Annotated in this window: 17 protein-coding genes and 1 tRNA gene; 6 read left to right on the top strand and 12 right to left on the bottom strand. The window is 72.0% G+C overall.

The features are described from left to right. Positions 1-455: 455 nt before the first annotated feature. The gene (locus POL72_RS26685; RefSeq protein ID WP_272098395.1) at positions 456-641 is read left to right on the top strand and encodes a hypothetical protein; all 186 of its coding nucleotides are present in this window, start codon (positions 456-458) and stop codon (positions 639-641) included. A 108-nt stretch (positions 642-749) separates the two neighbouring features. Here the strand turns inward: POL72_RS26685 and POL72_RS26680 are convergent, their stop codons facing one another. After that, positions 750-2,486 carry a DUF6178 family protein gene (locus POL72_RS26680; RefSeq protein ID WP_272098393.1) on the bottom strand — a complete coding sequence of 579 codons (1,737 nt, stop codon included), beginning with the start codon at positions 2,484-2,486 and terminating at the stop codon, positions 750-752. 739 nt (positions 2,487-3,225) lie between these two features. Here POL72_RS26680 and POL72_RS26675 point away from each other — a divergent pair. Beyond that, on the top strand, positions 3,226-4,140 hold the full coding sequence (locus tag POL72_RS26675) for an AAA family ATPase (RefSeq protein WP_272098391.1): 915 nt from the start codon (positions 3,226-3,228) through the stop codon (positions 4,138-4,140). 5 nt (positions 4,141-4,145) lie between these two features. On the opposite strand, the gene POL72_RS26670 is transcribed toward POL72_RS26675, so the two are convergent. Continuing rightward, positions 4,146-4,221 (bottom strand) — tRNA-Lys (locus tag POL72_RS26670). 223 nt (positions 4,222-4,444) lie between these two features. On the opposite strand from POL72_RS26670, the gene POL72_RS26665 reads away from it, so the two are divergent. Beyond that, positions 4,445-5,200, top strand: a complete 756-nt coding sequence (locus tag POL72_RS26665; RefSeq protein WP_272098390.1) for a S1 RNA-binding domain-containing protein — start codon at positions 4,445-4,447, stop codon at positions 5,198-5,200. Between the two features lie 473 nt (positions 5,201-5,673). Here the strand turns inward: POL72_RS26665 and POL72_RS26660 are convergent, their stop codons facing one another. After that, on the bottom strand, positions 5,674-5,868 hold the full coding sequence (locus POL72_RS26660) for a hypothetical protein (protein ID WP_272098389.1): 195 nt from the start codon (positions 5,866-5,868) through the stop codon (positions 5,674-5,676). 4 nt (positions 5,869-5,872) lie between these two features. Here POL72_RS26660 and POL72_RS26655 point away from each other — a divergent pair, with 4 nt between their 5' ends. After that, positions 5,873-7,375 carry a L,D-transpeptidase gene (locus tag POL72_RS26655; protein WP_272098388.1) on the top strand — a complete coding sequence of 501 codons (1,503 nt, stop codon included), beginning with the start codon at positions 5,873-5,875 and terminating at the stop codon, positions 7,373-7,375. Positions 7,376-7,535: 160 nt separating this feature from the next. Here the strand turns inward: POL72_RS26655 and POL72_RS26650 are convergent, their stop codons facing one another. Together POL72_RS26650 and POL72_RS26645 are read right to left on the bottom strand one after the other, a co-directional pair. Next, positions 7,536-7,985: an acyltransferase gene (locus tag POL72_RS26650; RefSeq protein ID WP_272098387.1), complete on the bottom strand. Its 450-nt coding sequence runs from the start codon at positions 7,983-7,985 to the stop codon at positions 7,536-7,538. A 6-nt stretch (positions 7,986-7,991) separates the two neighbouring features. Then, positions 7,992-8,294: a hypothetical protein gene (locus POL72_RS26645; protein WP_272098386.1), complete on the bottom strand. Its 303-nt coding sequence runs from the start codon at positions 8,292-8,294 to the stop codon at positions 7,992-7,994. Between the two features lie 175 nt (positions 8,295-8,469). On the opposite strand from POL72_RS26645, the gene POL72_RS26640 reads away from it, so the two are divergent. Further along, positions 8,470-9,222, top strand: coding sequence for a hypothetical protein (locus POL72_RS26640; protein WP_272098385.1), 753 nt, complete (start codon positions 8,470-8,472; stop codon positions 9,220-9,222). A 206-nt stretch (positions 9,223-9,428) separates the two neighbouring features. Here POL72_RS26640 and POL72_RS26635 read toward each other — a convergent pair whose 3' ends face one another. Together POL72_RS26635 and POL72_RS26630 are read right to left on the bottom strand one after the other, a co-directional pair. Continuing rightward, a complete protein-coding gene (locus POL72_RS26635; protein ID WP_272098384.1) occupies positions 9,429-9,821 on the bottom strand; it encodes a response regulator in 393 nt (130 codons plus the stop codon). Positions 9,822-10,029: 208 nt separating this feature from the next. Then, entirely contained in the window at positions 10,030-10,464 is a 435-nt protein-coding gene (locus POL72_RS26630) for a DUF309 domain-containing protein (RefSeq protein WP_272098383.1), read from the bottom strand. 82 nt (positions 10,465-10,546) lie between these two features. Between POL72_RS26630 and POL72_RS26625 the strand changes: the two genes are divergently transcribed. Then, positions 10,547-10,717 (top strand): hypothetical protein, encoded by a 171-nt coding sequence (locus POL72_RS26625; RefSeq protein ID WP_272098382.1) that lies wholly within the window; start codon positions 10,547-10,549, stop codon positions 10,715-10,717. A 62-nt stretch (positions 10,718-10,779) separates the two neighbouring features. Here the strand turns inward: POL72_RS26625 and hflX are convergent, their stop codons facing one another. From hflX to POL72_RS26600, 5 genes are all read right to left on the bottom strand, one after another. Next, positions 10,780-12,210, bottom strand: a complete 1,431-nt coding sequence (gene hflX / locus POL72_RS26620) for a GTPase HflX (protein ID WP_272098381.1) — start codon at positions 12,208-12,210, stop codon at positions 10,780-10,782. 219 nt (positions 12,211-12,429) lie between these two features. Beyond that, complete coding sequence (locus POL72_RS26615; RefSeq protein WP_272098380.1) at positions 12,430-14,352, bottom strand: GAF domain-containing protein; 1,923 nt, start codon at positions 14,350-14,352, stop codon at positions 12,430-12,432. 307 nt (positions 14,353-14,659) lie between these two features. Next, positions 14,660-16,072, bottom strand: a complete 1,413-nt coding sequence (locus POL72_RS26610; protein ID WP_272098379.1) for a WD40/YVTN/BNR-like repeat-containing protein — start codon at positions 16,070-16,072, stop codon at positions 14,660-14,662. A 59-nt stretch (positions 16,073-16,131) separates the two neighbouring features. Beyond that, positions 16,132-16,593 (bottom strand): FixH family protein, encoded by a 462-nt coding sequence (locus tag POL72_RS26605; RefSeq protein ID WP_272098378.1) that lies wholly within the window; start codon positions 16,591-16,593, stop codon positions 16,132-16,134. Then, a complete protein-coding gene (locus POL72_RS26600; protein WP_272098377.1) occupies positions 16,586-17,581 on the bottom strand; it encodes a hypothetical protein in 996 nt (331 codons plus the stop codon). Before POL72_RS26600 ends, POL72_RS26605 begins: the two co-directional genes overlap by 8 nt. Positions 17,582-17,584: the final 3 nt, after the last annotated feature.

Raw genomic sequence — 17,584 nt, 5'->3', positions numbered from 1 at the left:
AGTACCCCTCAAAACCTCCCGTCGCCGGCCAACAAAGACGCATCGTGCGCCTGAGTTGCTCGCGTTTCAGCATGCAAGAGCACGATTTCGTCGTCGTGCCTTGGAGTGCTCGCGTCTCTTTGGCTGGCGCGGTATGGTTCTGTCCGCCAGGCCACATATAACACTGCCGACAGATTGAGCAATAGGTATCTGCAAGCCGCATTACTTCCGCGCATGACGGAAATTTGCGTCGACAATGAAACGCGTATGGGGCCGAGCATCGGTACTTCACCCGCAGGCCAGGCAGGCGCATGCTTGGCGCCAGGGCAAGACCCGGCCGCTTTACCGCTTTACCGGCTCATGAGCCGCGCGAAGCGAGCACGAGCGAACCATGCTTTACACTGCGCCGAAAGTGTTGTGCCGAACCCGATCCCGAGGCCGCGTCACCGCAGAAGGTCGTCGCGCCGCGCCCGTCGATGGTCGACCCGTTCGTGCCCTTCATCGTCGAGCAGCTCGGCAAGTATCCCTCGCTGCGCTCGAGTCGCCTCCTCGGCATGCTCAAGGAGCGCGGCCATCCGGGCGGTCCCGATCCTCTGCGCCGGGTGAGCGATCGGCCGTCTCCGCCCCAAGAAGCCCGCAGACTCAACAGCCAACACTCTTGACACTCCCCGTCGCTCGCGGCTCGCCAAGGGCGAGAAGCGGCACCGCCACAGGCGGTACCGCTTCCGTTGTCCCCGCAAACCCGCTTCGGGAGTGATGAAATTCAAATTCTACTTCTGGCGGCCCGGTCCAGGTCGAGTGCGCTTGAGTCGAGGCTTGGCGGGGGCGTCGGTGCGCGCTGCGCGCTCTGGGCCCTTTGCACCGATCACCTCCGGCCGTTTCAGCAACGTCTGTATGGCCAGAACCTGCGCGGCCGTGGAGATGAAGCGCAAAGGCCGGCCCGCAGTGGTCCGCGATCCTTCGCCCACGCCGTGAGGCAGCGTCGGGTACTCGTCCAGAAGCGCCCGAAATGTCGATGTCGTCTCGGCCCCGAGCACGCCCTCGAGCCGGTCGAGCTTGCCGCGCGAGCGCCACGGCTTGCCCGCGTCGGCATCCGCCCCGAGCCCGAGGGCCACGCGCTCGATCTCCCGGGCCGTCTGCGCGTCGGACTGGTCGGCGGCCAGCTTTGTCAGCGTTTTCCGTATCGCGTCGGCGGCGAAGAGCGACACCCGGTGATGCAGGATGTTCCACCCGGCCATGAAAATCTTTACCGCGTCGTGCTCGATGATCACCGACACGAGCTCGTCCGGGCTCGGCTTCTTGCGCGTCGATCGCTCTCCGAGGAGTTGTTCGAGTCCGAGGTTGCACGTGCAGATGGCGGCTTCGACTGCCTCGAACGGCCGGAACGCACCGCCGTTGTAGCTGCATCCGGAGATGAGGACGTTCACGAGGTAGCTCAGCTCCATCAGGCGCTTCCCATAGATCTCCGCGTCGCGCGTCTTCACCTCGCGGATTGCCGACGTGAACGGGAGGTCTTCCCCGTGCTTCGTGCCGGCCGTGAGGAGCCCCGGCTCGGTCGCAGGCGGCAGGACGTCCGCTTCGCGCAAAACCTCGAGGAAGCCCTTGAGGTTCTGCTGATTCGCCGCATTCTTCGCCTCGAGCGCGTCCGACCGCCGAGCCGCCGCTGCGGTGGGTCGATCCTTCACCGCCGCCGCTCGGAAATGGGCGCGCGTGACGGCGTCGTACGTTCGGGACTGCAGTGTCTCTTCCAGGGGTGTGACCCTCGACAGATTGAGGAAGCTCGCCGCCGCCGAAGGGGCGACGAATCCCTCTTGCTCGCGCCGATCTTCCCGCTCACCGGCCACGTCGGACTCCAGCATTTCCTCGGAGGTGAGGACGTCGTACAGACCGCCGGATTCTTCAATGTACTCGGAGGAGATGGCGCAGCACCTATCGAGCAGCGTTCGTAGGAGGGTGTGATGCTCCTTGTCCAGCTCGACCAGAACCGAGAGAATGGGCTCCCAGCTCCGGTGGTTCTTGGCGATGACCCGGAACTCCTCGAACTCTTGGTACAGACAGCCCTCGAGCGCCTTCTCCACGAGATCGTCATCGTCCGAATGCGCCGAGCTCGACATCTGCACGCAGAGCCCGTCGATGTCGATCACCAGGACGTGCTTGCACAGGGCCAGCGTGACGAAGTCTTCGTCGAGCTCGGCGATCTTCTGCGCCGCGAACGCCTCACCGGCCTCGAGCATGACCTCGATCCAGAGGGCGAATCGATCTGCGTCGAACGTCTCGTCCTTGCCGGGGCGCTCGCTGCGCCACAAATCCTCGTCGAAGATTCCCTCGAGCTGCGCGGTCGTCGCGAGCGCGACGATCTCGCCCGCGTCTTCCAGGCCGATGTGATGAATAAGCTTGGTGAGCACCGGGGCCGGTAGGCCCTGCACGAGGTGGACGAGATCCGGCTGTTCAAGGAGTCGCGTCACGAGGTGGCGAGGACGGGTCGATGTGGTGAGCGGTGTTTTCATGATTTGCCTTCTTTAGCGCTCTGGACGCGCCTGTAAAGCGCGATCGTCGCGAGGGATGATGAGCAGGTGTCGCCGCTCGGCGCCCGCCCGACGCTTCAAATGAAATCTAATTTGAGCGGTTTCCAGGTTAACTGTACGTTTTCGCCGTGCCCTGTTCATGAAGGCCGTGGGAGGCGACGCTCGTGGGCGCGCACGCGGCGACGCACTTGGCCTGGCGCCCGTCACGCTCACCAGCCGGGGCAGCCCGCGCGCGCCGCTGCGTCCGCCTTCCGCCCGGTGTTGAAGACCGACACGATCCGCACATTTCAGCCCCTCCCGTCGTGGTGTCGGGGGCGGGGCGGCACCGGCGGAAAGGTCGCCCCAGCGAGGTGCAGCAGTGGAGAGCCCCCATGTTGGTGACACCGGCATTGCGCTTGCAACTCGCGCACGCCGAGGCCATGGCCGCACACGGAAACCACCTCCGCTGACCGGATCGCGGAGCGCGTCAATGAGCTCCGGCACAGCTTCCAGCTCCAGCTCGACCGCGGTGATGGCGTGTCGTTCACGATCCCCGTGGTCAACGACTGAGGAGGTCGGGGTTGCCCTCATAGACGCCTCACCGTGGGTGACACCGCGGCGAGGCACCGGCGCAGCATGCCCGCTGCGCAGACACATGAGGTGATGATGAAGTCCACGACCAGTAACGCGGTTGATATGACGTCTGTGCGGCGCAGGTTCGGGACCGTGCGCGACAGTCAGCTTGCCGCTTTCCGGGAGCGCGAGAGCCGTCCAGTGCATCCTGCTCGCTGTCCTGTCTGGCGATCACGCGCTGCTGGTGGGCCCTCCCGGTACGACGAAGAGCGCCTTGTTCTTCGGGTTCCTGTCGCGCTTCCCAGAGGCGCGGAAGTTCCAGACGCTGGTGAGCAAGTTCGGATCCGAAGACGAGTATTTCGGGCCGGTGGAGCTCAGCTCCCTGAAGAACGATCCCTGCGAGCGCAACCTCGACGGCCGGCTCACCGGGGTCGAGTGCGCCTTCCTCGATGAGGTGTTCAAGGGGTCCGGCTCGGCCTCGGCCCAGATCAAGCTCGCTGAGTGGGACGCGGCGCGGGCGGACGTCGACCGGGTGACGCTGCCCGAGCGCATCGTGCAGGAGCTCCTCCGGATCCGGAACGAGCTCAAGGCCAACGGGATCGTCGTCTCCGACCGGCGCCGGATCGCGGTCACCCGCGTGCTCCGCGCCGCCACGTGGCTGGACGACTGCGCCGAGGTCGAGCTCGATCACCTCGCCGTGCACCGGCGGAGGTCTATTCGGCCGAGCAGGGCCAACCACATGTCCGGTCTGCTACTGGCCGAGCAGGATGCCGGCTCGCCCATCACGGGGTGGACGGTCGCGCGCTGGATGCGGCAGGCGACGCGCCGCGCCGGGCTCGCCGTGCTCGAGGGCCCGCACCCCCTCCGCCACACGGTCTGCTCGCACCTCGCGATGCGGGGGGGCGCGTGTGATGCCGCTCAAGGAGCTCGCCGGGCACCGCGACGTCTCGACGAGACCATGGGCCACATGCACCCGTCGCCGAGCACGATCGCGTTGCTCGACGGGTCGCCTGCCGGGGCGGTCCGTGGAGAAAACCTGGAACAGGCGGGGGTGCTGGTCGGAAAGGTCAGCAGTTCCGCGTAGTTATTTGGTGGGTCGACAGGGACTCGAACCCTGGACCTACGGATTAAAAGTCCGCAGCTCTACCGACTGAGCTATCGACCCGATTCAGCGGCCGGCGAAGCTAGCAGAAGCCCCCGCCAGGTTCCACCTTTCCGTTCCCGCCGCCTCCCTGCTCTCCGCCCTCCCGTCCTCTCCGCAGCCCCTCCCCGTCTCCCCCTCCTTCCGCTTCCGCCCCCCTTCTCCCTCCCCGTCCTCCCGCCTCCCCCTCGCTTCCCGCTCACCGCCGCCTTCCTCGCGCCCTCGCCTCGCGCTATGAGGTCGCGCCATGTCGTCGTCACGCCCTTCCGCCGCCTCCAAGGAATCGTTCGCTTCGCTCTTCGAGCAGTCCGAAGGAGCTGGCAAGCAGCGCCGCCGCCAGTACCACACGGGTGAGACCGTCGAGGTGACCGTGGTCGCGATCGCTCGCGAGGCGGTCTTCGCGGATCTTGGCGGCAAGCAGGAGGGCATGTTCGAGCGCGTCGCGCTCGCCGACGGCGACGGCAAGCTCCGCGTCGAGGTCGGCTCGCGCGTCTCGGCCGTGGTCGCCGGCGTCGACTCTGGCACCGGCCAGGTGCGCCTCACGCCGGTCGTCGTGCGCGCGAGCGACGGCGGCGACGGCGCGACGTCGCTCGCGGTCTCCGCGCCTGCGGCGGGCGGCGCGCCGCTGCTCGTCGAGGGAGCGCGGGTCAAGGGCAAGGTGACGGGCATCGAGCGTTACGGCGTCTTCGTCCAGATCGCGGGCACGTCCGGCCGCTCGGGCCGCGGGCTCGTCCCGACGGCCGAGACGGCGACGCCTCGCTCCGCCGATCTGAAGAAGCACTTCACGGTGGGGCAGGACGTCGAGGCGAAGATCCTCAACGTGGACGAGTCCGGCAAGATCCGCCTGTCGATCTCCGCGCTCCGCGTCGACGAGGAGCGCGGCCAGTTCGAGTCGTACGCCAAGGCCGAGCGCTCCGGCGGCGGCAACGACAAGGGCGCCAAGCCCGCGCCTCGCAACTTCGGCACGCTGGGTGACCTGCTCGCGAAGAAGGTCAAGCGCTAGCGCCTCGTCCTGTCTCCCCCTCCCGTCTCCCTCTCCCTCCTCTCCTTCCCCGTCCTGACGCCGCCGGCAGGAGATTGCATCTCCCCCTCGGTTCAGCATACACCTCGCCCGCTCAGCCCCTCGCGGCTCCAGCTTCGGCTCCTCGTCTCCCGCTGGCTCGCTGGCCCCGCGCGCCTTCGCACCTCGGGCCTGGGTCTCCCTGCCTCCGCCTTCGCGTCGATGCCTTCCCTCGCTCGAGACCCCGCCCCCGCGTCGCTGCCCGCACCGCAGCGCTCCCCGCGCACTCGCGCTCGCCCCCGCGTCGGCCCTCGCGCCACGGCGCCTTCCCGCTCGCTCTCCGGCGCCCTGGTCCGCGCTGGCGCTCTCGCCGTCGCCTTCGCCGGCGCATCCCCGCTCGTCCTCTCGACCGCGGCCTGCTCTCCGTCCCAGGATCCGCCCGGCAGGGCCACCGACGATCACCGCTCCGGCGCCGCTCACGCGACCGCCCCGCTCGCCACCGGTGCCGCCCCCGCGGCCCCGGGTCTCCCCTCGGCCGAGCCGCTGGCCCCCTCTCCTGGGTCCGCCGCGCCGGACGCCGTGTCGCCTGCGTCGCTCGCGTCGTCGGCCGCCGCATCGCCCTCCTCGAAAGAGACCACGCTGCCGGGCCGGGGCGCGAAGATCGCCAGCATCGCGATGCGCACCTGGATCTACGTCGCTCCCGACGAGCGCTCGACGAAGCTCGGCTACCTGCGCGCCGGCGCGGTCGTCGATCGGGCCGAGCTCCCTGCGGGCACCGACGGATGTGCTGGCGGCTGGTACCGGATCGCGCCGCGCGGCTACGTCTGCGTGGGCAAGGGCGCCTCGCTCGCGCTCGAGCACCAGGTGGTCGCCGCGGCCGTGCGCGGTCCGCGCCGTGGTGCGCCCATGCCTTACTACTACGTCATGTCGGGCTCGCCCCCGCCGCACCTCTACTTCCGGCTCCCGACAGTCGAGGATCAGCGCCGCGTCGAGGGGTCCACGCTCAGCGCCCACCTCGCCCGCGCGGCTGTCGCGCCCTCGTCGTTGCCGCTCGATCCCGTGCCGGAATTCCTCCTCGCCGGCCGGGATCTCCCCAAGCCGTACGGCGCCGAGGAGAAGCTCCACTACTCCGTGCATACGGGCCGCACCAAGGAGAGCTCTGCGTTCGGCCTGATCACGACCTTCGAGTGGACCAATCGCCGCTTCGGCCTCACGACCGAGCTCGACCTCATCCCGCTCGATCGCACCCGCCCCGCGCGCCTCAGCGCGATGCGCGGCGTGATCATCAAGGATCTCGACGCCGACGGCGCCGAGGCCCCCGCGGGCCCCTCCGACACGGCATCCCCGGCCGCCGCGACGTCGTCGGCATCCCCCACGTCGTCGGCCGCTCCGACGCCCGCCGCCGCTCCGCCGGCCGACACCGCGAGCTTCTCCGTCGCCGAGCTGCCTGCCGACGAGCTCCCTCCCGCGCCGCCCGGCACCGATCCCCGCCCCGATCCCGCCTTGAAGGGCGCCCCTGCCTTCGTCCGCGTCCATGGCGCGACCCGGCAGCGCCCCTCCGCGTCGGGCCGCGCGCTCGTCGACGCGGGCCTCGCGCCGCACCGCTCGGGCTGGGTGCTCACCGGCCGCACGCGTGGCGGCGCCAAGGGGCTGCTCGAGACCACCGAAGGCTCATGGCTCGCCGCCGACCACCTCGTCATCGCCGAGCTGCGCAAGGACCCTCAGGGGTTCGCGCGCGACGGCAAGAAGTGGATCGACATCTCGATCCGCCGCCAGATGCTCGTCGCGTACGAGGGCACGCGCCCCGTGTTCGCGGCGCTCATCTCCAGCGGTCGCAGCGGCATGGCCGATCCCGAGGAGACCGACGCCACCGTCCGCGGCTCGTTCTACATCCACGCGAAGCACGTCTCGACCACGATGGACGGCGACAATGAGGCGTCCGAGGCGGCGTTCGACCTGCGTGACGTGCCCTACACCCAGTACTTCCACGGGGGTTACGCGCTCCACGGCGCGTACTGGCACGACGAGTTCGGCAAGGCGCGCAGCCACGGCTGCATCAACCTGGCCCCTGCCGACGCGGCCTGGCTCTTCGAGTGGACCGAGCCCGCCGTCCCGCCCGAGTGGCATGGAGCGCTGAACCTCGAGGGCGGCGGCACGCTCGTTTACGTGCACGGCTGATGGCTCCGTGCACGGCTGATGGCTCCGTGCACGGCTGATGGCTCCGGCTGCCCCGACGCCCTCAGGACAGCCGGACGACCGGCCCAGCTCGCCAGATGCGTCCGGCAAGCTGGGCGGGGAGCCGCTCCCCCGACCGCTGCTGGCCCTCCCGTCCGTCCCTTTACTGGCAGGACGCCGGCATCTGCGCGCCGACCAGGAGGCCGCGCAAGGTCGAGAGCGCTTGCCGTCCCTGCGGCGAGTTCGCCAGGCCGTCACACGCCGAGGCGGCCGCGAGGTAGCCGCCCTGCTGCTCGGGCGGAGCCGACTTCGCGTTCTGGCGCAGCGCCGCGCAGCACTTGCGGATCCCGCTGGGATCGCCCGTGCCGACCACCTTCTTTCCAGCGTCCGCGTCCGCCGTGTCGGCGTCTGCCGCGTCCGCCCCGGCGTCCTCTTCGGGCACGATCTGCGTCGTGGGGGTCGGCGTCGGGGCCGGCGTCGGGACGACGGGCGGAGCCGAGGGCACCGGCGGAACGTCGTCCTCTTCCTTCTTGGGGCACCCGCTGGTGACCAGAGCCACTGCAAGGGGGAACATCAGCGCCCCCAGAACCGTGAAGAGCCGTGTAGATTTCATCTCACCTCAAGTATCCGATTCGCGTTTGCGTGGGAACTTCTGTTCGACGAGGAACGCCCCGATCGCAACCAACTTCCCCGAGCGCACGCGGTCATGAGGCCCCGCCGGCTGCACGCCCTCGGCGATCCGAGCGGTCGAAGTATGGGCGTCACGAGCCCGCTCGCAAGATCGCGAACGCCGCCGACGGGCCCGCTTCAGGTGCTCCCCGACCTCGGTAGCAGGCGCGTGCGTCACGGCGAACGCGGCGAGCTCGGCGAACGCGAGGCACGCGGCGAACGCGGCGAACGCGGCGAACACCGGCGCGCGCACGGGGCGGAATCGATCGCAACGCCCCGCGATCGCGGTCGATGAGCGTGGGCCTGGGCGCGCGACGGGCCCAAGCGCGCGCGCGTGTGCATGTCCAAATCTCGAAAGGACATGCCGACCGGCCGGCGCAGGCGCGCGACTCCAGCGCTCGACCGATACGGCTGAAGCGGGAGCAACCATGAAGTACACGCAGCACGAGGAGTGGTGGAACGAACCGCGAGCCGCCGTCACCAGCCCCGGAGAGGACACATCCGTCTCGTTCTCGGTGGACGCGCCCTCGCTGGACATGCCCTCGCTGGATACGCCGGCGACCACGGAGGATGCCGCCGTCACGGCCCCGCCCGCGGCGCGCGCCGCGAGCGAGGAGCGCGACGCGTCCTCGGGACAGATCGACCTGACCGCGCTGAAGGCCGGCGAGGAGGGCGCCCGCCCCCAGGTCCTCGACCTCTTGCCGATCTTCCCGTTCGGCGAGCCGCCCGCGTCCGCACCCGTGCCTGAGGCGCCGGCGCTCGACGCGCCGGCGCGCGCATGGCGCGCCCGCTCGATCGCCATCCTGCTCGCAGGCGCCGGCGCGATCGCGGCCCTCACGGCGGGCATCTCTGCCCCGGATGCCGCCGCCACCGGCCCTCGCGCGACGGCCGGCCTCGCCGCCGCCGCGCGCGCGGTCGAGGCGCGGCTCCCGCGCATCGAGGCGCCCGCCGAGCGCGCGCTGGCCGCGCCTCCTGTCGAGCGCAACAGCGCCGGCGACGCGCCCGACGACGCAGTCGCCTCGCGGCGCGCGCCCGAGAACCGCGCGCGGGCCACGGGCGCAGCCGCGGCGACGCGCGCCAAGCCTGGCCCAGCGGCGCCAGACACGACCGACCGCCGCGCTCCCACCGACCCGTGCCGCGGCGACCTCCTCTGCGCGATGCGCCGCGCCACGGGCGGCTGATCCACCGCCTGGCGCCGCGGCGGATCCGCCGCGGCCTCGGCCGGGCTCATGCCACGGATGACCCCGCTCGGATAACCCCCTCACGCAGCGCGCCGGGCTCGCGCCCGGCATGACCCCGCTCAGATAAGTCGCTCAGCGCCCGGCTCGCGCCTGGCATGGCCCCTCGCTCAGGCAGCGCGCCGGGCCCGCGCCCGGCCCGGGCCTGCTCAGGCGGAGGCCGGGCTCGGGCCGGGCGGGCACCCCGCGTGCGCCGCGATCGAATCGAGCAGGCGGTTCAGATCGAACGGCTTTGCGACCGACGCGCACGCGCCCACCTCGCGGGCCCAGGTGCCGGCGTCCACCGCGGCCGTCATCACGAGGATGGGCGCGCGCGGACCAGGACACGACGCGTACGCGCGGGCGAACCCCCAACCGTCCATCACCGGCATGCGCATGTCGAGCAGGATGAGATTCGGCCGGTTGCGCTCCAGCAGCGCGAGCGCGGCCTCGCCATCGCTCGCCGAGAGGACGTCATAGCCCTCCTCCTCCAGCGTGATCTCGAGCATTTCCCGGATCTCCTGGTCGTCGTCGACGATCAGGATCTGCTTGCGCCGTGTCACGCGGCTCCTTTCGGTTTGCAGCTTGGCTCGAGGCTCGGCGCTCGCCGTCCCCTCCACTCCGGTTCCACAGTACCCGTCTGCCACGATATCCCCCCACACGGGCGCTTCCCATGCGCGAACACCACTCAGGCAAACGATGTCACGCCAGCGTCCCATGTCGCACGCGACGAGCGCAGAATCGACTGCGGAGCCCGTTCGGGTCAGAAGCTCACGGCCGCGGACGCGCCCCGGACGGCGATGGCGGCGCGACGTCGTCCGCGATCTCCATCCTGGGCAGAAGCGAGGCGTCGATCTCGGTTCTCTCTCCGCTCACGAGCTGCTCGATCGCGACCGCTGCGCGGGTGATGTCGTCGACGAGCAGCCGGATCGCCAGCCCGCCCATGCCGTCAGGCGTTCCCGCGAGCCGAGCGCGCGCCTTGTCGAGCAGGCGCAACGCCCCCGGTGGGCTCTGCATCCTCGTGAGCTTGTGCAGGGCCGCGGCGACGAGGATGAGCCCCTGGAGAAACGTCTTCCTCACGGGGTCCGGCTCGTCGCGCCATCCGGACTCCCACAGCTCGTGGGCCTCGAAGAACCGCCCCGCGCGGTAAGCTTCCAGCCCGCGTTGGACGATCGCTTCGAGCGCTGCGTCGGTGGAGGAGCTCATGGCGCGGAGCGACGGTGGACAGCGGAGCGTACCACGCGCCCCGGACGCCCGCGCTCCGGCGCTCCGGTGCTACGCTCCGCGCGTGCAGCGGTGGCTCCTCGTCGCGGTGATTGCTGGGCTCCACCTCCTGGCGTTCGCGATCGGCATCGTCCTGCGCCGCCGCCGCCGGCGGCGACGCCTGCAGGCTGACGAGGCGCGCGCCATCGCCGCCCACGCCGACGCCGTGCGCGCCCGCGCCGCCCGCCCGCGCTGACGCCGTGCGCGCCAGCGCTGCGCGCGCCGACGCCGCTCGCGCCAGCGCCGCCCGCCGCGCCCTCAGCGCGCGAGCAGGCTGCGCAGCCGATCGAGCGCCGCCGCGTGCGCCCGCACCGAGAGCCGGCCGCCGGCGTCGTCGTACTCCTCCGAGAGCACGCGCGCGTTCTCGTAGATCTCCCCGATGAGCCCCTGCTTCGCGTACGGCAAGAGCAGCTCGGCCTCCACCATCGACTGCTCGAAGAACGCGATGATCGCCTCCCGCAGCGCCGCCACGTCGGCCGAGGTCTTCGCCGAAAGCAGCGTCGCCTCGGGGAACTCGAGGCGCAGCGCGTCCCGCTCCTCCTCGGAGAGCCGGTCCACCTTGTTCAGCAGGAGCCGGCTCGGCACCTCGCTCGCGCCGATCTCGGAGAGCACGCCGCGCGTCACCGCGAGCTGATCGCGGAAGGTCGGGTCCGACGCGTCGGCCACGTAGAGCAGGAGCGACGCCTCGAGCGCCTCGTCCAGCGTCGAGCGGAAGCTCGCCACGAGATCGTGCGGCAGCTTCTTGATGAAGCCGACCGTATCCGAGACGAGGATCCGCGGTCGCACCTCCGGGTGGAGCGCGCGCACCGTCGTGTCGAGCGTCGCGAAGAGCTTGTCGGCGACGAGCACCTCGCTGCCCGTCAGCGCCCGCATCAGCGACGACTTCCCCGCGTTCGTGTAGCCGACCAGCGCGACGCGGCGCTGCCCTTGCCGGAGCGCGCGGCGCGTCGACTGCTCGCGCTGGACCGCCGTGAGCTCCTCCTTCAGCTCCGCGATGCGGTCGCGGATCTTGCGCCGATCGAGCTCGAGCGCGCTCTCGCCGGCGCCCTTGCCGCCGATCCCGCCGCGCTGCCGGTCCCCGCCGCCGCCCGTCTCCCGGAGCCGCGGCGCGACGTAGTTGAGCCGCGCGATCTCGACCTCGAGCTTCGCCTCCCGGCTCCGCGCGTGGCGGTGGAAGATCTCGATGATCACGCCCGCCCGGTCGAGCACCTGCGCGCCCGTCGCCCGCTCCAGGTTGCGCGCCTGGCTCGGCGAGATGTCGTGATCGACCGCCACGACCGTCGCCAGGCGCGCCGCCTGCCCGGCGCCGCCCGCGCGCGGCTCCGCGCCGCCGTCGTCGCCCGCGTCGTCGCCGTCGTCTCCGCCGAGCTCGACGTCGTCCTCGTCGCCGTCGCCGCTCTCCGCGGCTCGGCGCGCGCGCGCCTTGTTCTTTCGCTCCGGCGCGCCCGAGGGCACGACGCCGCTGCCGCCCGTGAGCTCCGCGAGCTCCCTGAGCTTGCCCTCCCCGAGCACCGCGGCCGCCGCGAGCGCGCCGCGCCGCTGCGACACGGTCGCGATCACATCGAAGCCGAGCGTGTGCACGAGGCGGCCGAGCTCGGCCAGATCGGCGGCGTGCTCGACATCGTCGACGCCGGGGAGCTGCACCCCGACGAGCACAGCGAGGGGACGTTCTTGGTTGGTGTTTGTCATACGGTCGTGTGCGAGGGCGGGAGCTTCGCCTCATCTATCCCCGCGACGCAAGCCGCGGCGCGCTCGCCCGCGCCGCCCGGCGTCGCCTCGGACGAACCCGCCGGGGTCGCTCCGGCGAACCGCCGAGCTCACCCCGACGCGGACCACGAGGGCGGGCAGGGATAGCCCGACGCCGCCAGCGGGCGTTGCCGTCCGATCACGCCCGAGGCACGAGCGGCGTCACCTCGATCGCGCCGCCTCGCCGTGCAGCCGCGCGCTCTCGATGGCCAGCGACGCGAAGCGCCCGAGCTCCGCGGCCACGCCCGTATCGTCTTGCCGGAGCTCGCGATCCACGGTCCAGAGGCTCAGCAGGCCGAGCCTGCGGCCGCGCGCCACGAGCGGGACGAGGATCGCCGAGCGGGCGCCGAGCTCTCGCAGCGCCGAGAGGTGCTCCGGCCCGCGGGCGATCCGCTGCAGCCACGGATCGGTGACCAGCGGGATCAGCGTCGCCTCCCTGCGCGCCGTCGCCTCGGCCAGCGAGGCGGCGTCGCCGAGCAGCAGCGGCGGGTGCTTGAGCAGCCTCGGCAGGAGCGCCCGCGCCTCGGGCAGGCGCGCGGACGCGACGAGCCGCGGGGCGCCGCCGCCGTCGTCGAGATCGAGCGCGCAGAGGTCAGCGAAGCGCTCGCCCCCGAGGCGCACCACCTGCTCGATCGTCCCGTCGTGGTCGAGCGGCTCCGCCATCAGCGCGCTCGCCTCGAGCAGGAGCTGCCGCGCGCGCTCTGCCTTCCTGAGCTCGGTCACGTCCTCGAGCGTCATCACCGCCGCGGTGATGCGCCCGTCGGCGTCGCGCACGGGGGCCACGCTGAAGCTCCCGAGGCGGCGCTCTCCGTCCGCGCGGATGAACTCCATCTCGTCGCGGGAGACCGTCTCGCCGCCGTGCAGCGCCCGGTGGAGCAGCCAGCGCGCGCGCTGGTCGTCGTCGGTCTCGCTCAGCAGCGTCCGCAGCGGCGCGTGGCTCGGGGTCTCCTCGGGGCCGCGGACGATCTCCGCGAACCTGCGGTTGTTGAGCGCGATGGCGCCCGACGCTCCCTCCGCGACGACCACGCCGACCGGGAGCCTCTGGATCGCCGCCTCGAACCGGCCGCGCTCCGCGGCGAGCTGCTCGCGCAGCTGGGCCTGGGTCGCGAGCGCGGCCGCGCGCTCGGCCGCCTTCTTGAAGAGCAGCCGGTCTCCCTCGGAGAACTCCGCCACGCGGCGGGAGCTCACGACCGTGACGCCGACGAGGCGGCCCTCCGAGAGCATCGGCACGCCGTAGAGCGCGTGGAGCGCGTCGCTCGGGCGCTCGCTCTGCGCCCCCGACTCGGGCCCCGCCGCGCCGCCCCCGGCGTCGGTGGCCAGCGGATCCGGCGCCGCCGAGCGCAGCGCCACCGGGCGCCGCTCGCGGACCACGCGCCCGACGAAGCCCTCCGCCAGCCTGTACGCGCGCAGGCCCCACAGCGCCTCGTCGACGCCGATGCCGGCGCGGATCCGCAGCACCTCACCCTCGAGCAGCAGCATCACCGCCCAGTCGACCGACCGCGCCGATTCGACGAGCACCTCGACCAGCCGCCGCAGCAGCCGATCGATGTGCACGTTGCCCATACCCTCGGCCGAGACGCGATCGAGCGCGCCGAGCGCGCGCTCGCGGAGCGCGGCGCTCCGCGTCGCCGGATCGATGATCACCTGATCGAGCACCTCGTGCAGGATCGTCATCTCGACCCACGACGGCTGCGTGCCCGTCCGCTCGAGCATCCGGAGCACGCAGCGGCGCAGCACCGAGTAGTGAGCGGCGACGTCTTCCAGCTCGAACCCGTCGCGGAGCTTGTCGAGCACGCGGAAGCCGAGCAGCGGCTCGGGGAACTCGACCGACACGGACTCGACGCCGCCCCACGCGTCCGGCTCGTCGCCGCCCGGCGGCGCCGCCGCGGCGGCCACGGCCGCCTCGAGGCGCTCGGCGAGGCGCGCGAAGATGGAGGGGAGCTCGGCGCGCAGCGCGATGTAGCCGGGGGACTGCTCGCCCGGCGCGCGGCGACGCTCGGCGCGCTCCCATGCCTCCAGGATCTCCGCGCTGTGAGCGCGCAGGAAGACGGCGAGCGGCGATCTGGGAGGGTCTCTAGGGGCCATTCACGCGCTGGCCGGAGCCGAGGCACCCTCAGTCTACGCCAGCCCACGAGGACGTAGATCCAGAAACGAACCAGGCGACGGCTTGCCCGTCCGGCTCTCCCGCGGACGGCGCCGAGTCGGTCCGGCCTCTCCGTCCGTACCCTTCTTCCTGGGCCATGCGAGCGCGCTTCCATAAGCGGTTATGTGGCGCTCGCCTGCACACGAGCGCCGTCTCGCTCGCCAGCGCGCCTGCGCCGTCGCGCTCGCTCGTGTGCCGTCGCGCTCGCGCTCCCGGCCGCCGGCGCGCTCGCTCGCTCGTGTCGCCGCGCTAGCGAGCGCGCCTGCGCCGCCGCGCGCTCGCGACGCCCGCCGCGAGCGCGAACCCGATCGCGCTGCTGGCGAACGGCGCGGCGCCCTCGCCCCTCGTCGCGCCTGCCGCGCCGATCTTGCACCCGCACCCGTCCGACGCCTCCGCTGGCGGCGGCTCGGATCCCCCGCCGCTACTGCCGGTCGCTGCGGCGCCGTCGCACTGCTGGGAGCCGATGGTCAGCTCCGTCGCACCCCACAGCGGAGCGCAGGTCGAGGTCGCGCCGCTCTCCGGCGCGCACTCGATCGGCCCGCAGAGCCCGTCGAGGTGCAGCAGCGCCGAGAAGCTCTCGCCGTCGTCGATCGATCGGCCCACCGTGAAGCCGTCGGCGAACTCGTCGCCGCACGCGAAGAGCGCCTCGGCGGTCCAGGTCAAGCACCGCGCGCCGACGTCCGAGATCTTCTCGAACTCGAGCGACGCGGCCGGCGCGCGCCAGATCCCGTCCTGCGGCCCGCCCACGATCACGGTCGCGCCGTCCGGCGAGAGCGCGAACCCGAGGAGGTCGCCGGCGCTCTCGAAGGCGGTGGTGAAGCTGCGCCCTCCGTCCTTCGAGACGAGCAGCGCATCGGTCGGATCGCCGTCGAGCCGCACGTAGACGATGTCGGGGTCGACGGGATCGATCGCGCCCAGGAACGGCAGGCGCATGTCGTCGCTCCCCGGGATGTCGAGCCGCTCCCAGGTCGCGCCGCGATCGTCGGTGCGCTGGAGGGCCCCGGCGTAGTCGGGCGCGCCGTAGCGGCCGCTCACGTAGACGCGAGCGCGGTCCGAGGGGGCTGCGTCGACCGTGTGGGCGAGGAAATCGTCGGGCAGATCGACGGCGGCCTTCGTCCAGCTGTCCGCGTTGTCGCTCGTCTCCCAGAGCTGGGTCAGGAACTGACCCGCCCCGAGCCCCATGCTGACGACGAGCACGGCGCGGGAGGGGTCCTCACGATCGGCCGAAAGATCGATGACGTAGCGGTTCATCAGATCGCCCTGGGCGAACGACCAGTCGCAGCCGCCGTTCTTCGACGCGCTGAGGCCGTCGAAGACCCCGGCGATGATCGTCCCGTCGGCGAGGAAGGAGATCATCGGATCCTCGTTCCCGTCGAAGCCGACGACCGGCTCGCAGATCCAGCGCCAGCGCTCGCCGCCGTCGTGCGAGGCGAGCAGGCCGTAGGTCGCGCGGACCATGAGGCGCGACGGATCGCTCGGGTGAGACGCGATCAGGCCTGCGGCCGGGAAGCGGCCGTTGGCCGAGGCCGGCGCCGGGAACGCGGCGACCGAGAGCAGCGTCGCGACCGAGAGCAGCGCCGCCGCGCAGGACGAGAGGGGGCCGCGCCGCCGCGCGCCCGGCCCGCTGCGCGGGTGATGCGTCGGCGCTGGGAGGGCTCGCACGGAGCGTTCGGTACGGGCTCGCTCGGAGCGTTCTGTAGGGGCTCGCACGAGGCGTCAGCCTAGTGGACGTCGAACTCGAATGCCGCCTCGTCGATGAGGGACGAGGCCAGGGCCCTGTATTGCACGTCCCAGAGGCCCCCCATCCCGAAGGGCACGTCGGCGACCTCGTACAGGCCGGGCTCGATCTCCTTGCCCTCGTGCACGGACCCGTGCCCCATGCTCGTCATGCTCGCGTAGACGCGGAGCTTGATCCGCTGCACCGGGTTCCCCGAGTCGGTCCACGTGAGCCGCACGTGGAAGGTGTTGAAGCCTCGCTTGATCGGCTCGATCGACTCCACCGCGAACTCGATGCGCCCGTTCACGCCGACGTCGAGCCGGTTGCCGGCATCCGGCTCCACGTCCCGGGAGCCGCAGCCAACCGGCGAGAGGACGGCGAGCGCCGCGATCAGCGCGGCGCAGGCGCTCGCCGCGCGGCGCCTGGCGGGTGACTTCAGCGAAGGCTGTTCACGAGGTTCAATCACGTCTTCCCCACACGTAGCGAAGGCCTGCGGACAGGGCGGCGAACGCGCCCTCGTTGCGGCCGATCCCGGAGATCGGCACGTCCACCTGGAGGTTGCCGACGGCGGTCCAGCGCGCGCCGATGTCGTGGGCCAGCACGGCGAGCAGCGCCGTCCGCACGCGCTCCTCTCCCATGGGCATGCGGGGGCCCGGGCCCGGCTCGACCTCGCGCGGCGCGCCCTCGCGCTCGTGGAGCACGCCCACGGTGAGCGACGCGCCGGAGGGCCACGCGGGCCCCGCCGCGGCGAGGAGCTGCACGCGGGGCGCGGACCGCACCGCGTCGCCGTCGGGGAGACGGTGGCTGGTGCGGAAGCTGGTCGAGGCGGAGAGCAGCGCGTGGAACGAGCCCCACGACTTCTCGAGGACCATCCCCGGCCGGATCTCGGCCACCCCGAGGCCGGTCGTGTCGGCGCCCGTCATGTCGACGCCCATCGCGCGGGCGCCGGTCACGCCGCCCACGCCCGCGTCGAACGGCGCCGTCCCGGTGCTCGGGCCGCGCCCGGTCGGGAGCGTCACGCCGAGCGTGAACGCGGCGGACGGGATCCACGGCGACGCCGCGCCCTCGATGAGCGCGATCCTGGCTGCCGCGCCGAGGTCGCCCGGCCCGCCGCCGGACGACGCATCGCCGAGCCCCACCCCGCTCCAGGTGACCATCATCGGGACGGAGATGCCGAGCTGGAGGCGCTCTCCGGCCCGCACCAGCCACCCGGCCTCGGCCCTCAGCTCGCGGTGGTAGACGCCCTCATCGGACGTATCGAAGCCTCCGTCCACCGCCCACGCCCCGAGCTGCTCCGTGAGCCGGACGGAGAAGCTCGCCGCGGCGCGCTCCGAGGGAGCGAGCCACTGGGCCATGCCGTGGCCCGCGCCGCAGCAGGCCGACGCCCGCGCCTCCCTCGGGTGCACCGCGAGCGACAGCAGGAGCACCACACCGGCAACGGCTCTGGCCAGCACGGC

Source organism: Sorangium aterium (assembly GCF_028368935.1).
In the GTDB taxonomy this organism is placed as follows: Bacteria; Myxococcota_A; Polyangia; order Polyangiales; family Polyangiaceae; genus Sorangium; species Sorangium atrum.
This window is presented reverse-complemented; position numbering and strand designations above follow the sequence as displayed.

Coding starts and splice junctions, on each gene's coding strand:
- POL72_RS26630 (WP_272098383.1), bottom strand. CDS start 10,464: ATGAGCTCCTCCACCGACGCAGCGCTCGAAGCGATCGTCCAACGCGGG.
- POL72_RS26685 (WP_272098395.1), top strand. CDS start 456: ATGGTCGACCCGTTCGTGCCCTTCATCGTCGAGCAGCTCGGCAAGTAT.
- POL72_RS26665 (WP_272098390.1), top strand. CDS start 4,445: ATGTCGTCGTCACGCCCTTCCGCCGCCTCCAAGGAATCGTTCGCTTCG.
- POL72_RS26660 (WP_272098389.1), bottom strand. CDS start 5,868: ATGCTGGCGATCTTCGCGCCCCGGCCCGGCAGCGTGGTCTCTTTCGAG.
- POL72_RS26655 (WP_272098388.1), top strand. CDS start 5,873: ATGCGCACCTGGATCTACGTCGCTCCCGACGAGCGCTCGACGAAGCTC.
- POL72_RS26650 (WP_272098387.1), bottom strand. CDS start 7,985: ATGAAATCTACACGGCTCTTCACGGTTCTGGGGGCGCTGATGTTCCCC.
- hflX (WP_272098381.1), bottom strand. CDS start 12,210: ATGACAAACACCAACCAAGAACGTCCCCTCGCTGTGCTCGTCGGGGTG.
- POL72_RS26615 (WP_272098380.1), bottom strand. CDS start 14,352: ATGGCCCCTAGAGACCCTCCCAGATCGCCGCTCGCCGTCTTCCTGCGC.
- POL72_RS26680 (WP_272098393.1), bottom strand. CDS start 2,486: ATGAAAACACCGCTCACCACATCGACCCGTCCTCGCCACCTCGTGACG.
- POL72_RS26640 (WP_272098385.1), top strand. CDS start 8,470: ATGAAGTACACGCAGCACGAGGAGTGGTGGAACGAACCGCGAGCCGCC.